This window comes from Agrobacterium sp. ST15.16.055 (assembly GCF_027956555.1).
In the GTDB taxonomy this organism is placed as follows: domain Bacteria; phylum Pseudomonadota; class Alphaproteobacteria; order Rhizobiales; family Rhizobiaceae; genus Agrobacterium; species Agrobacterium salinitolerans.
In genome coordinates this window covers 328,588-342,992 of record NZ_JAQKGN010000004.1, presented here as the reverse complement: position 1 = coordinate 342,992, position 14,405 = coordinate 328,588, and the positions used below count along the sequence as shown (strand labels likewise).

The window sequence follows — 14,405 nt, the reverse complement described above, 5'->3', positions numbered from 1 at the left end:
GTGGGATCAACGTCCCGCGCGCGACCGTTCGATGAGCGCCTGCCATGCGGCAAGCGTGGGCCGCCGGGTCAGATCCTCATAATCGAGCCGTGTTCCGGCAAGCTGTGAAAGCGGCGACATCAGCCGCATGAGGGCAAGCGAATGAAGCCCGCGACCGAACAGGTTGTCCCCCGGTTCGATGTCGCGCACCTCATCGTCGAGAACGCTGGCGATAAGGGCCTTGAGTTCCGTCATCATCGTTTCCGCCTCCGGCATGGCGTCAGCCGCGATTACCGGTTCATTCATCGAAATGATCGTGAACGCCGCTGGCGCCGCGCCGCCAGTAACCGGAAGCGCGGGTCCATTTTGGGTTGGCGCCGAATTCTTCAACCAGAAGGGCGCGAACCTCCTTTGCAGCCTTCGATTCGCAGGCGACCCAGCTGAAGAAATCGCCCTTCGGCAGGTCAAGCTTGCGCAGAGCGCCCGCCAGCGCGTCGTGGTCGGTTCCGTTCTCCGTCTTTTGTGTCACCCAGACGATAGACGCATCCGCCTTCGTCGTGAGCTCCAGCCGGTCGGCATCCGTCTCGACCTCGATCAGCGCCACGACGCGGGTGCCTTCAGGCATTTCCTCCAGCCGCCGCGCCAGCGCCGGAAGGCCGGTATCGTCGGCGATCAGCAAGTGCCAGTCATAGGTGAAGGGAACGGTGAAAGAGCCGCGCGGACCGGCGATCCACGCTTTGTCACCCGCTTTGGCGGCTTTCGCCCAATTGCTGGCGGGGCCGTCGTGATGGGTGGCGAAATCGATGGCGAGTTCGCCCTTTTCGGCGTCGAAGCTGCGCGGCGTGTAGTCACGCGCCAGCGGGCGCGGCGCGCCTTGCGGGAACTCAATGCCGTTCGGGCCGATCACCGGCAGGCTCGGTTGGGTTTCACCGGGCTGGGCAAAGAACATCTTGACGTGGTCGTCAAAACCGAGGCTCACAAAGCCCTCCAGTTCCGGCCCGGTCAGGACGATGCGGACCATGGACCGGCTGAGCTTTTCGACGCGCGCGACATTGAGTGCGCGCAGCGCGACGGCGTGGCGATGGCGTTTTGGCGTGCGGTCCGGTGCTGCGGAACCTATCGTTTCTGGCATGCTCATGCTGTTGTCTTTCCTGGGATATTGCCGATGGGGTCGGCGGTGTCGCTGTCCCGGGTCGGCGGGCCGGACGATCGCGCGTTGGAATTTTCCGGCGAGCGATCCGGCCTTGTTGCGTCAAGATACGCGAACCATAACAGGCGGTTTCCGCTGTCGCAATATAACTTTCTCTAAAAACTCAAGTTTATATCGCCCCAGGTTTTTGCTGAATTGCCGCTGGCCGATCAGCGGCGGCTGGCCCAGCTTTCCACTTCATCCAATGTGTGCAGGGCGCTCGGAATGGAAGGCGTCGTGACCCTGGTGGAATCGAGGAAAACGATCCTTTTCTCGCGCGCGGGTTTTACGAAACGCTCCCAGCCGGGAATGATCTTTTCGAGGGCGGCGCGCGTTCCGGCCTCACCGCGGGCGGGGCTGGTATAGCTGTTCATCACCACCAGCAGGTCGGGATTGAGCTTGCCGAAGGCATCGGCGCTGAGCGGCATCATCAGGGTCGAGCCCATTCCGCCCGAAGAGGCGGCGTTGTCGATCTTCAGGCGGGTATATCCCAGATCCTCCAGCGCCTGCACCGCGCCGGACATGTCACCCACCGCATTGATCTGGTCGGTCAGCAGGATCGCGAGATAGGTCTTGCCCTTGATATCGTCGCCCAGCGTCTTTTTGACCGTGGCAAGCTTCGTGTCATAGGTCTTCCGGCGCTCGGCAAAGACATCGCTTCGCCCGACCAGACCGGCAAGATCCTCCTCCACGCTGAAGCCATAGGCTTTGCCGGCGCTTGCCTTTTGCAGATAGACGGGTGCGACGGTGGAAAGCTGTTCGGCCTTGCCGCCATCCATTTCCGTGGCGACGATCAGGTCCGGTTGCAGCGCCCGCAGCTTCTCGAGATCGATCTGTCCGACAGCGCCGAAACCCTTCGGTTTCGTGCGGCCTTCACCGAGAACGGTGTCGACGAAATCGACGGCGGTGGCGAATTTGCCGTCGCTGTTGCGGCCATAGGCGCCAACCACATTGGCGCCGAGATCCATCAGCGGCACGCCGAGCAGCGGCTCGTGCATGACGACGATACGCTGCGGCTTTTCCGGAACGGAGACGGTGCGGCCGGCGGCATCGGTCACGCTGCGCTCGGCGGCGAGACTCGTTCCGGCGGCCAGAAGTGCGGCGATGAGGATGGCAATTCGCATGGCATTCCCTTTATTCGATGTCTTCAGTGGCTATCGGTTCTGCGCAGCGCCTGTAGGCGCAGCGTGAGGATGAAAAGCGGCACGCCGATCAGCGTCAGCGCAAGGCCGATCGGCATCGGTGTATCGGCGACAAGCCCGCGCGACAGCGTATCGGCGGTGACGACCAGAATGCCGCCGGTCAGCCCCGACAGGAAAAGCCTGGCGCGGCCGACGGCGGGCGAAACGAAAGTGGCGAGATGCGGGGCGATGACACCGAGAAAGGTCAGCGGGCCAACCGCTGTAACGGAGGAAGCGCTGAGGATCACCGCAAAAACAATGACGAGCGGACGCGAGTGCCTGACCGTTTCCCCGAGTGCCATGGCCATTTCATTTCCGAGATCGAAGACGGCAAGTGCGCGCCCGATGAGGAAAATGCCGGCAAGGCTTGCGGCAAAGAGCGGCGCGAAAACGGTGATGGTCGGCCAGCTTGCCTGAAACAGCGAACCCGCCATCCAGTCGGCCAGCGACAGCGAGGTTTCCGCCGGCGTATAGAGCAGAAGCACCGAGGAGACGGAGGAGAGCGCCGATTCAATTGCAATGCCCATCAGCAATATGGCAAGGCCGCTTGAGCGTTCCCGCCCGACGAGCGCGATGAGAAGGAAGGCGACAGCCAGACCGCCCCCGACCGCCGCAAGCGCCACCAGCGTCTTGGGGGCCGTCGGCACCAGCACCAGAAGCAGCATGATGGTGGTCATCGACCCCTGGCTCAGACCGAACAGGCCGGGATCGGCGAGCGGATTGCGGGCGACGGATTGCAGCATCGCGCCCGCCAGCGCCACGCTCCAGCCGGCCATGAAACCGATGAGGATCCGCGGCAGCCGCACCGTCCACAGCGCATAGGCCTGATCGTCGCCGAGATGCCCGCCTACCAATCCGCGCAGGAGATCGGCGAGGCCCGTTTCGGTATTGCCGAGGCTGACGGACAGGGCGGCCAGCGCCAGTGCCAGCACCATCAGCGCAAGGCCGACTTTCAGATTGCCGATCCTGATCTGCAGGCCACTCGGCAGCCGCAGCACCGCTTTGCCGTCGGTGGCGAAATGCCGTTTCATGACAGCCCCCTTGCCGAAGGCGACAGATAGAAGCGCTTGACGATGACGATGAAGACGAGGCCGCCGAGCAGGTCCATGAACAGCCCGGTATTGACCACATAGGGTGCAAAAAGGGTTTGCGCGCCAAGATCGGCCAGCATGCAGAGGCCCGCGCCGACAAGCGCGGAGGCCGGCAGGGCAAGCGTGAAATTCACGCCGACCAGCGGCCGGATCATATGCGGCACGATGAGGCCGACGAAACCGATGGGGCCGCAGATCGCCACCGCCGAACCCGAGGCCAGCATGGTGGCGAAGAGCGCGACCCGGGAAATGCGCGTGACATTCACACCGGCGGAAGCGGCCTTTTCGGTGCCCAGCAGAACCAGCGTCAGCGGCCGGGCGATCGCCCACAACATGACGAGCGCAATCGCACCGACCCACCAGAAATCGGTGAGCCGCTCGGCATAGACGTGGTTGATATTGCCGCCTACCCAGCTCAGGAATTCGGCACGGCGTGTGGGGTTGGAAAGAAGAAGGGCGTTGGTCACGCCGATCAGCAGCATGGAAACCAGCGCGCCGGAAAGTATGAGCGACAGGCCGCGCGGATCGTTTGCCCGCCCGGCGAGACGCGCGACGACGAAGCAGGCGGCAAAACCGAAGCCGGCGCCAACGAGCGCCGCAAGGCCCTGTATTTCCGGAGAGACATCGAACACCAGCGCGCCGGCAATCACAAAGAGCGTCGCGCCGGCATTCAGTCCCAAGGTAGAGGGCGAGGCGAGGGGATTGCGTGCAAGCCCCTGCAGCACACAGCCGCTGACGGCCGTCGTCGCCCCCACATAGATCGCAATCAACGAGCGTGGGATCTGCTGATAGAGAAGCACCGACTGCTCATAGGTATCGGCCTCGCCGCGCCAGAGCGTCGCCACGATTTCGGCCGGCGGCATGTCGCCAGACATGACCAGCAGATTGATGGCGAGGATGGCGGCCAGCAGCAGCGCGGCGGCGAAAATCAGCGTTATTTTCGGGGTCATGCCGGAATGGCCTGTTCCTGCCGCTCCAGCCGGGGCACGCAGATGAGCCGCCCCTGCCGGGAGAAGATATCGGCTTCGAGATCGAAGACCTCGGCGACATTTTCGGGCGTGACCGTTCTTTCCACCGGCCCGGACGCCACAACCCGCCCGGCTTTCAGCATGATGACATCGTCGGCGAAAGTGGCGGCGAGGTTGAGATCGTGCAGCACGACGATGACGGTCTTGCCATGCCTGTCCGACAGTTCGCGCACGAGGCCGAGAACGGCATATTGATATTTCATGTCGAGATGATTGACCGGCTCGTCCATCAGGATCACGTCCGTATCCTGCGCCAGCACCATGGCGATGAAGGCGCGCTGGCGCTGGCCGCCGGACAGCGTGTTGACCTGCGCTTTCGCCTTGTCTTCCAGCCCGACGGTCTTCAGCGCCTCGGCAAAAAGCGCGCGGTCGCGTTCGGTCGGTCCGCCCGCAAGCCCGTAACGGGCGTAACCGGCAAGCTCGATCAGCTCACCGAGCGTCATATAGTCAGGGCAATGGCACTCCTGCGGCAGATAGGCGACGCGCCGCGCCAGTTTCCGGCGTCCGATCTCGCCGATCGAGCGCTCGCCAAGTCTTATTGCCCCCGACGACAAAGGCACGAAACCCATGATGGTCTTCAACAGCGTCGACTTGCCGCAGCCATTGGGGCCGACCAGCGCGGTGACGCGGCCTGCTCTGAAACGGGCGGAAAGCCCCCGCAGGACGGGAACATGTCCATAGCTGGCGTGAAGGTCCGTGGCGTCAAGCACCGGATACAACTCCTGTTATTCATGCGCCCATGCGTCGAGACGCCGCACGGTCGTTATAAGTATTTGAATTTCAATATCGAACTCGTGGAAAAAGCATGTCTTTCCAGCGGGCGCGACGGTGTGGTCTTGAAGCGACACTAAACTATAGTAAAACTCTCCACAAATCGAAATTTGCCGATTCAACGCGCGGATTTCCTGCCGGTTATTTCAGTCGAGGTGCATCATGTCAGTCACAGCCAAGCTTCATGTCGGCATGTCGCTGGCCCCAACATGGCTCAGCGGCGAAGCCTGGCGGCGCGCGGACAGCGATATAAGCGGGGTGTTTTCCAGCGATTATTTTGTGGATCTGGCGCAGCGCGCGGAAGCCGCGCATGTGGATTTCGTGTTTCGGCCGGATACGCTTTTTCTGCGCACCGAGGGGCTGGAGACCGGCGGCGGATTTGCCAGCATGGACCCGACCATGCTTCTTGCGGCCATTGCACGGGAAACCAGCCATGTCGGGTTGTTGTCCACCGTTTCGACCACATTTCTGCCGCCCTATGTGGTCGCCCGCCAGATCCAGTCGCTGAACTGGCTGAGCAATGGCAGGGCGGGGTGGAATATCGTCACGGCGCTTGACGGGCACGAAAATTTCGGTCTGACAGAGATGCCTTCGCCGCAGGAGCGTTACGAGCGCGCCGCCGAATTCACGCAGGTGGTGAAAGCGCTATGGGCGAGTTTTCCGAACGAAGCTCTCAAACTCGACCGGGAAAGCGGGCGGTTCGCCGATTCTTCGCTGGTGCATCCGGTGGCGCATGAGGGCAGGCATTTCAGCGTCAAAGGCCCGCTCAACCTGCCGGCCCATGCCAGCCGTATTCCGCTCGTGCAGGCGGGCGCCTCTCCCGAGGGCCGCGATTTCGCTTCGTCGGTGGCCGATGCTGTCTTTGCCTCCACACCGGACATGCAGGCGGCCATCGAACTCAGGGCGGATTTGCGGCGGCGTGCCGAGGGCCACGGCCGCAACCCCGACGGGGTGAAGATGATGCCGGGCCTCAGCCTCTATCTGGCGGAGACCGGCAGGGAGGCGCTGGAACTCTTTACGGAGACCCACGCCCGCGCCAACCGCTCCCGCGCCTTTGCCTCCATTCGCGATATGACGGGTCTTGATCTCACGGACTGGCCGCTCACGCGGATCGTTACCGCCTCCGACCTGCCGCCGCCGCCCGAGACACCGCGAAGCCGCACCCATGCCGGCCTGCTGCGCCGGCTGATCGAGCGGGAGACGCTGAGTGTTGCGGAATTATTGCGGCGTCCGGAAGTGATGGGGTCGGGCCATTGGCAGATCATCGGCACCGTTGAAGATGCCTTTGAGGCCATCCGTGAATGGGCGGCTGCCGGGGCGATCGACGGTTTCGTCGCGGTGCCCGGAGGTTCGGTGGCGTCCATGCGGCTGGTGCTGGAGCGGCTGTTGCCGAAGCTCGCCGATGCCGGGCTTTTCCGCACGGCCTATTCCGGCCGCACCTTTGCGGAACATCTGGCCGAATAGGCTTACGCGCCGCCGGATTCGGCCGTCGCCTGTCCGGCGGCTTCGATCAGCCGGGAAAAATGCCGTTCGGTCTCAGCGGTTGCGACAAAGGATACGGTGGTGACGACACAACAGAGTTCGCCCTGTGCGTCGAAAACCGGCGCGGCCTTGCCCGTCAGGGCGGAGAACAGATGTTCATTGAGTTCCGCGCCACCCGCTTCGCGGATGGTTTCCAGAATGCCGGCATCGGGACGGGAGCCGCGAAAAGCGGCCGGTTGCAACCTGCGCACGGCGGCGATCCTGTCCGGCGGCAGGTAGGCCTGGAAAACCAGCCCGCAGGCGCTGTTGTCGAGCGGCAAAACATCGCCGAGCGCCACGGTGCTGATGGAAAAGCTAGCGCTTCTGGCCCATCGCACCACGGTCGGGCCGCGTTCGGTCCAGATCGCCACGCCGCAGCTGGCGCCGATCCTGGAGGCAAGCGCATTCATCTGGCGGCCGGCGGTTTCGACCGGATTGATTCGCCTGAGCGCGCTGATGCCTATTCCGAGCGCCGCGGGTCCGAGATCGTAACTACCGCTTGCGGGATCCTGTATCACTAGTCCTTCCCGCACGAGGCTCTGCATATAGCGATGTGCGGTGGAGCGGCCGGTGCCGGCGCGTTTGGCCAGTTCGCCCAGGGCAAGCGCCGTATCCGATCTGGCAAGCAGATTGAGAAAACGCGCCGCGATCGACACTGACTGAATGAGGGCCGAGCGCTTTTCGCCCTCGTTTTCCGGCAGATTGTCCGTATCGTCATCCATGGCGTTCAAGCCCGTTCCCCCGTTTTGTTGAGCATGCCTAACGCATCGGGCCGGAAATCGGAATCGATTTCTGCGGACGGAATTATGCTGTTCCCTTTCGAAACGCTGCGGGTGCACAAGCGGCGGCGGGTAAACTTTGTTGTAAATATGGCACATCCCGTTACGGAAGCCTTTTTGTCCGCAATACAGAACGCATTCTCTATTGCGAAACGGATAACGCTTCCGTTACTTGAAGATGACTTTAATACTCATGTTTATTAGGGGTTTGTGATGGGGTTCAGTTCTAACGGTCGTTTGATGAGCGGGGTCAGCGCTCTGACGCTGGCGACATTATTTGTGACGCCGGTTCTCGGTCAGGATCAGCAGGCTGATGCGGCGGGCACCACCGTCTTGAAGCCGATCGTGGTGACCGGTGAAAAAGTGGCGCGCGACATGAAGAACACGGCGTCGTCCGTCTCTGTCAAATCCGCCGAGGAAATCAGAAAAGAAAAGACCGGCGACCCGACCGTATCGGAAGCGATCAAGGATATTCCGAACGTCGTCTACACCGACAATGTCAGCGCCCCGATCATTCGCGGTCTGGATACGCAGGGCCCGAATACGGGCGCGACGGCATTTTTCGCCGGCACCGTGCCACGCGCCACCATCAATGTGGACGGCCACTATCTCGGTTATAACGAATTCATCTATGGCGCGACTTCCATCTGGGACGTTGAAAGCATCGAAGTTTTCCGCGGCCCGCAGACCACCTCGCAGGGCGCCAACGCCATTGCCGGCGCGATCGTCGTCAACACGAAGGATCCGACATTCACGCCGGAAGCCTCCTATCAGGCGGAAATCGGGAATTACCACCAGAAGCGGGCCTCATTTGCGCTTTCGGGTCCGCTCGTCGAGGATCAGCTGGCGGCGCGTCTGGCGGTTGATTATTCCGGCCGCGACACTTTCATCGACTATATCAATTCGGGATTCGCGCATGCGGGCACGGATCAGGACTTCAAGGAGTTCAACGCGCGTTTCAAGCTTCTGTGGGAACCGCCGGAGATTCCCGGGCTGACGACCAAGCTTACCTATTCCTATAATGCCGCCAACCGACCGAGCCAGGAAGCGGCGTCGCGTCCTTTCGAGGATCTCAATCACGTCACCACCACCATGCCAAGCTGGAGCCAGAACACCCACACCGGTATTCTCGACATCAATTATGATTTCGAGAACGGCGTGAAACTCTTCAACCAGACGCAGTTCTCCGCTTCGGACGCCAGACGCCGGGTTGGTGTCGTGAACAACGGCGATGCGGATATCGACCAGACGAACGCTTCTCACGAAACACGCGTGACTTTCGGTGACCAGGAAGACGTGCTGAGCGGTGTCGCGGGTATTTATTACGCGCATAGTCAGGCTGACGAGCTTCTTCGACTTACAGGGCGATTTAACAATAGTCTTTCGACGTTCGACGACACCAAGGACAATCTCGGCATCTTCAGCGAGCTGAGCTATCGTCTTACGGACCAGTGGACGCTGACCGGCGGCCTGCGTTACCAGACCGACCGCATCCAGCGTTCGGGTCGCTCGGTTTATTCAGCCCGTGCGGTGGATTTTGACGAGACCTTTTCCGAACTGCTGCCCAAGGCATCTCTCGCTTATGCGATCAATGACGACTGGACCGTCGGCGGCATGATCAGCCGTGGTTATAATCCCGGCGGTATTTCGCTGAACATCTCGTCGGGACAATGGTTGCCGTTCGAGAAGGAAACCATATGGAATTACGAGCTTTATACACGTGCGAAAATGCTGGATGACCGGCTGACGCTCAACGGCAACCTGTTCTACATGGACTACAAGAACGCCCAGTACAATATCCCGGTCGTCATCTCATCCGGCATCACCCAGTCCTACACCATCAATGCGCAGAAGGCGCATGCTTATGGTCTGGAACTCGGCGCCGACTATCAGGTTCTCGACAATCTGACGCTGAAGGCGAGCGCGGGCGTGCTGAAGACCGAGATTGATGAGATTTCCAGCAATAACAGCTATGCCGGAAATGAATTCGCGAAATCGCCCGGCTTCATGTTCAGCGTCGGCGCGAGTTGGGATGTGACAGACAAGTTCACCGTCTCGGGACAGGTGCGCCATATTGACGGCTATTATTCCGACACGGCCAATACGGCTGCCTATGCCATCGATCCCTATACGATCGCCGATGTGCGCGCGAGCTACAGGTTCCAGGAAGAGATGGAGGTTTATGCCTATGTCAAGAACATCTTCGACGAGCGTGCGCCCACCTATATGCAGCAGAACCGCGGCATTGGCGGCATCGAGGCCAGCATGACTGAACCGCGCATGTTCGGCGTCGGTATTCGCGGCACGTTCTGAGCGATTGCCGGATTTGAAAAGCAAAAGGCCTTCGAAGTGATCTTCGAAGGCCTTTTTTTGATGAAACGACGCGGAGAAAGCCTTAGAAAAACGCCTGAATGCCCGTCTGCGCCCGGCCGAGGATCAGCGCGTGGACGTCATGGGTCCCCTCATAGGTGTTGACCGTCTCTAGGTTCTGGGCGTGGCGCATGACGTGATATTCGATCTGGATGCCGTTGCCGCCATGCATGTCGCGCGCCTGGCGGGCGATATCCAGCGCCTTGCCGCAATTGTTGCGCTTGACGATGGAGATCATTTCCGGCGCCATCTTGTGTTCGTCCATCAGTTGGCCGACGCGCAGCGACGCCTGAAGGCCGAGCGCGATCTCGGTCTGCATGTCGGCGAGCTTCTTCTGGTAAAGCTGCATGCCGGCGAGCGGCTTGCCGAACTGCTTGCGGTCGAGACCATATTGCCGGGCGCGGAACCAGCAATCTTCCGCCGCACCCATGACACCCCAGGAAATGCCGTAACGCGCACGGTTGAGGCAGCCGAACGGGCCTTTCAGGCCAGAAACATTGGGCAGCAGCGCGTCTTCGCCCACTTCCACGCCGTCCAGAACGATCTCGCCGGTGATGGAGGCGCGCAGCGACAACTTGCCGCCGATCTTGGGCGCGGAGAGGCCCTTCATGCCCTTTTCGAGCACGAAGCCCCTGATCTGATTGTCGTGGGCTTCCGATTTCGCCCAGACGACGAAGACATCGGCGATTGGCGCGTTGGAAATCCACATTTTCGAACCGCGCAGGCGATAGCCACCGGCAATCTTTTCAGCGCGGGTCTTCATGCCACCGGGATCGGAGCCGACATCCGGCTCGGTGAGGCCGAAACAGCCGATCAGCTCGCCGGAGACGAGGCCGGGCAGATATTTCTTCTTCTGCTCGTCCGAGCCATAGGCGAAGATCGGATGGATGACGAGCGAGGACTGCACGCTCATCATAGAGCGGTATCCGCTGTCGATCCGCTCAACTTCACGGGCGACGAGACCGTAAGCCACGTAACTTGCATTGGCCGCGCCGTATTCTTCCGGCAGGGTGACGCCGAGAAGGCCGGTGCGGCCCATCAGGCGGAACAGTTCCGGTTCGGTGGTCTCGGAAAGATAGGCTTCGGAGACACGCGGCAAGAGTTCTGATTTGCCGAAGGCGGCCGCGGCGTCGCGGATCATCCGCTCGTCGTCGTTCAGTTGGTCTTCGAGCAGAAAAGGGTCCTGCCAATTGAATGCTGCGTGTTCGCTCACGTGATGCCTCCGGATTTGCTGGCCGGATTATTGGTATTCGAGCCAGTCGGCACAAGCCATGTTTACTCATTTTTGCATTACATATAGTAATGGCTCATGACGTCTCTCAGCCGTAAACTCCTGCCCTCCACCAGCGCGCTCGCCGCCTTCGATTCCGTGGCCCGGCTCGGCAGCTTTTCCGCCGCCGCCGATGAGCTTGCCCTGACGCAAGGGGCGATCAGCCGGCAGGTTATGTCACTGGAAGAACAGCTTGGCGTGCGCCTGTTCGAACGCGGCGCACGCGGGGTTGCACTGACGACCGAGGGCCGCGCCTACGCAAAATCGATTGCCGCAGCCCTTGGCGAGATACGCTCCGCATCGTTGCACATCATGACCAAAACGCATGGCAATACGCTGAATCTTGCCATGCTGCCCACTTTCGGCACCCGCTGGCTTTTGCCGCGTATCCCGGATTTCGTGACGAGCCACCCCGAAATCACCATCAATTTCGCCACACGCATCGGCCAGTTCGACTTCGAGCGCGAGCAGCTGGATATGGCGATCCATATCGGTCAGGCCGACTGGCCGGGGGCGGAAAGCACCTTTCTGATGCATGAAATGGTCGCACCGGTGTGCAGCCCGCAATTCCTCAGCGCCCATCCCGTGGAAAAGGGAGAGGATATCGCCGCCCTGCCGCTTTTGCACATGGCCTCGCGGCCGGGCGCATGGGGCCACTGGTTCGAAAGCCTCGGCCTGTCACTCGCCTTGCCGCAGGGCATGCGGTTCGAACAGTTTTCCAGCGTGGCGCAGGCCTGTATCGCCGGACTGGGCGTGGCGCTGATGCCGCTTTTCCTGATCGATAACGAGCTGAAATCGAAACAACTGGTGAAAGCCTTCGATCATCAGGCCAGAAGCCCCAGCTCCTATTATGCGGTGGCGCCGCTTTCGCGCGCCAATCACGTTCCGGTCGTGCTGTTTCGTGACTGGCTGGTGCGGCAGGTGGAAGCTTACCGCATGGCGAATAGCGACGACCCACAAAAATAATCGCACTTTTTTCGGGCAGTTAGACTTTATGCCCGGGTTTTCGCCGATTTTGTCCTCCACCGGACTCGACAGGGCGGCCTTGCTCTATTATCGTGATTAAACGTTTAATCAGCCTTTCCGGAACATTATGGCGTCGTCACGGCCTGCCACCAATCTGAGCGCGATAGCAGCGGCACTCGGCGTGTCGGCGGCAACCGTGTCCAATGCGCTGTCGGGCAAGGGCCGCGTTTCGCCGGAGTTGGTGGAGCGCATTCGCAAGACGGCAAGCGAGCTGGGCTACGTGCCGAGTTCAGCGGGCAGGGCGCTTCGCACCGGCAAAAGCGGTGTTCTGGGGCTGGTGCTGCCGGATATTGCCAATCCTCTCTTTCCGCAGATCGCGCAGGCCATCGAAAAGGCGGCCGTCACTGCCGGTTACGGTGTGCTGATCGCCGACTCGCGCGGTGAAATCGCCATGCAGACGGATGCGATCAACCGGCTGGTCGAACGCGGTGTGGATGGCATGGTTATCGTTCCCCGCCGCGGCACCCGCATTGCCGATGTCGATTGCCCCGTCGCGGTGATCGACAGCCCCTCGACGCCCGGCAACACGGTCGCCGCCGACCATTGGGATGGCGGCCGGCACGTCGGCGACTATCTGGCCGGGCTTGGCCATCGCAAGGTGGTGCTGGTGGGCAAGAACCGCGATTCCAACGTGCAGAACGACCGTCTCGGCGGCATTCGCGATGGTCTTGGCAAGGCTTGCGTGACGCAGACGCTCTGGGTGGACGCTATTGAAAAGGCTGACGGTGCGGGTTGCCGGCTTGGTCTTGCAAAGAAGGTTGCCGAAGGGTTCACCGCCTTTGCCGCCGTCTCCGATCTGCATGCGCTGCGCGCGCTCACCGAATTGCAGCGCGAGGGCATCGAGGTGCCGGAAGAGGCCAGTGTCACCGGCTTCGACGATCTCATCTTTTCCGCCGTTGTCACCCCGCCGCTCACGACCATGCGCATGGATATGGGCCGCATCGCCGATCTCGCTGTCGGCGCGCTGCTGCGCGCGATCGACGGCGCGGGCGAAAACGGCGTCGCCGTCGATGTGGCGGCGGACATGTCGAAAGTACCGATGGCGCTGATCATGCGCGGCTCCACCGGCAAGGCAAAGCATGATGCGATTGAAGCCAAAAAAACGACAGCAGGAGAACTCACACCATGAAAAAGATCATTTTTGCATCGGGCGCCGCCCTGATGTTTACGATGGGCGCCGCGCAGGCGCAGGACAAGACGCTGACGATTTCCGTCTACGCCTTCGCGCAGGACGAATTCAAGGAACTGGTCTATACGCCGTTCGAAAAGCAATGCGGCTGCAAGCTGGTCGTCGAGACCGGCAACAGCGTCGAGCGTCTGGCCAAGATGGAGGCCAACAAGGCCAATCCGGTGGTCGATCTCGCCATCGTTTCCATGGCGGATGCGCTGTCGGCCGCCCGCAAGGACCTGATCCAGAAGATCGACGCGTCCAAGGTTCCGAATATCGAAAAGCTCTATGACATCGCCAAGGATCCGAATGGCGACGGCATGAGCGTCGGCGTCAATTTCTACGCCACGTCAATCGTTTACCGCACCGACAAGATGAAGATCGACAGCTGGGCCGATCTTTTGAAGGACGGTATCGTCGACCACGTCGCTTTCCCGAATGTCACCACCAACCAGGGCCCGCCGGCGCTCTATATGCTCGGCAAGGCCATCGGCAAGGATACGGCCGATCTTTCCGGCGCTATCGAGGCCGTGGGTGAAAAGAAGGACGATATCGTCACCTTCTACGTCAAGTCGTCGCAGCTCGTGCAGCTGATGCAGCAGGAAGAAATCTGGGCAGCCCCCATCGGCCGCTTCTCCTGGGCGCCTTTCACCAAGCTCGATCTGCCGCTTGCCTGGGCAACACCCAAGGAAGGCCAGACCGGCGGCATGAATGTGCTCGTGGTGCCGAAGGGCACGAAGAACGAAGATTTAGCGTTGCAGTTCATGGATTTCTGGCTCTCGACCGATATTCAGAAGGCGCTGGCCGAAAAGCTGGTGGACAGCCCGACCAACAGGGAAGTCAAGGTTTCCGAAGAGGTGGCGAACAACATCACCTATGGCGACGAAACCGCAAAAAGCCTGCAGCTCATTCCTTCCGACGTAACGCTCGATAACCGCGACAAGTGGCTGTCGGAGTGGAACGCGAAGGTCGGTCAGTAAGGCCTTCACCGTTTGGAATGGGGCATCGTCCGGAAGGGCGGCTCCATTCCCG

General features: G+C 61.1%; 13 protein-coding genes. 5 read left to right on the top strand and 8 right to left on the bottom strand.

Going from position 1 to position 14,405, the window contains the following annotated elements:
• Positions 1-6: 6 nt before the first annotated feature.
• The 6 genes from PL599_RS09695 to PL599_RS09670 form a co-directional block, all read right to left on the bottom strand.
• Positions 7-285: a phosphopantetheine-binding protein gene (locus PL599_RS09695; RefSeq protein WP_269824829.1), complete on the bottom strand. Its 279-nt coding sequence runs from the start codon at positions 283-285 to the stop codon at positions 7-9.
• Positions 278-1,117, bottom strand: coding sequence for a siderophore-interacting protein (locus PL599_RS09690; protein WP_269824830.1), 840 nt, complete (start codon positions 1,115-1,117; stop codon positions 278-280). Before PL599_RS09690 ends, PL599_RS09695 begins: the two co-directional genes overlap by 8 nt.
• 221 nt (positions 1,118-1,338) lie before the next feature.
• On the bottom strand, positions 1,339-2,292 hold the full coding sequence (locus PL599_RS09685) for an ABC transporter substrate-binding protein (protein ID WP_077984103.1): 954 nt from the start codon (positions 2,290-2,292) through the stop codon (positions 1,339-1,341).
• Positions 2,293-2,315: 23 nt separating this feature from the next.
• Positions 2,316-3,380, bottom strand: coding sequence for a FecCD family ABC transporter permease (locus PL599_RS09680; protein ID WP_142913209.1), 1,065 nt, complete (start codon positions 3,378-3,380; stop codon positions 2,316-2,318).
• Entirely contained in the window at positions 3,377-4,390 is a 1,014-nt protein-coding gene (locus tag PL599_RS09675; protein ID WP_142913207.1) for a FecCD family ABC transporter permease, read from the bottom strand. The genes PL599_RS09680 and PL599_RS09675 overlap by 4 nt, the downstream gene beginning before the upstream one ends.
• Positions 4,387-5,187, bottom strand: a complete 801-nt coding sequence (locus tag PL599_RS09670) for an ABC transporter ATP-binding protein (RefSeq protein WP_269824831.1) — start codon at positions 5,185-5,187, stop codon at positions 4,387-4,389. The genes PL599_RS09675 and PL599_RS09670 overlap by 4 nt, the downstream gene beginning before the upstream one ends.
• A gap of 214 nt (positions 5,188-5,401) precedes the next feature.
• On the opposite strand from PL599_RS09670, the gene PL599_RS09665 reads away from it, so the two are divergent.
• Positions 5,402-6,703 carry an NtaA/DmoA family FMN-dependent monooxygenase gene (locus PL599_RS09665; RefSeq protein ID WP_142913203.1) on the top strand — a complete coding sequence of 434 codons (1,302 nt, stop codon included), beginning with the start codon at positions 5,402-5,404 and terminating at the stop codon, positions 6,701-6,703.
• Between the two features lie 2 nt (positions 6,704-6,705).
• On the opposite strand, the gene PL599_RS09660 is transcribed toward PL599_RS09665, so the two are convergent.
• Complete coding sequence (locus PL599_RS09660; protein ID WP_077984098.1) at positions 6,706-7,482, bottom strand: IclR family transcriptional regulator; 777 nt, start codon at positions 7,480-7,482, stop codon at positions 6,706-6,708.
• 270 nt (positions 7,483-7,752) lie between these two features.
• Between PL599_RS09660 and PL599_RS09655 the strand changes: the two genes are divergently transcribed.
• Positions 7,753-9,852, top strand: a complete 2,100-nt coding sequence (locus PL599_RS09655) for a TonB-dependent receptor (RefSeq protein WP_269824832.1) — start codon at positions 7,753-7,755, stop codon at positions 9,850-9,852.
• A gap of 82 nt (positions 9,853-9,934) precedes the next feature.
• On the opposite strand, the gene PL599_RS09650 is transcribed toward PL599_RS09655, so the two are convergent.
• Positions 9,935-11,050, bottom strand: a complete 1,116-nt coding sequence (locus PL599_RS09650) for an acyl-CoA dehydrogenase (protein ID WP_332909361.1) — start codon at positions 11,048-11,050, stop codon at positions 9,935-9,937.
• 168 nt (positions 11,051-11,218) lie between these two features.
• Here PL599_RS09650 and PL599_RS09645 point away from each other — a divergent pair, with 168 nt between their 5' ends.
• From PL599_RS09645 to PL599_RS09635, 3 genes are all read left to right on the top strand, one after another.
• Positions 11,219-12,145 carry a LysR family transcriptional regulator gene (locus tag PL599_RS09645; RefSeq protein ID WP_077984095.1) on the top strand — a complete coding sequence of 309 codons (927 nt, stop codon included), beginning with the start codon at positions 11,219-11,221 and terminating at the stop codon, positions 12,143-12,145.
• A 127-nt stretch (positions 12,146-12,272) separates the two neighbouring features.
• Positions 12,273-13,334: a LacI family DNA-binding transcriptional regulator gene (locus tag PL599_RS09640; RefSeq protein ID WP_269824834.1), complete on the top strand. Its 1,062-nt coding sequence runs from the start codon at positions 12,273-12,275 to the stop codon at positions 13,332-13,334.
• Positions 13,331-14,353, top strand: a complete 1,023-nt coding sequence (locus tag PL599_RS09635) for an ABC transporter substrate-binding protein (protein ID WP_137411938.1) — start codon at positions 13,331-13,333, stop codon at positions 14,351-14,353. The genes PL599_RS09640 and PL599_RS09635 overlap by 4 nt, the downstream gene beginning before the upstream one ends.
• Positions 14,354-14,405 lie beyond the last annotated feature (52 nt).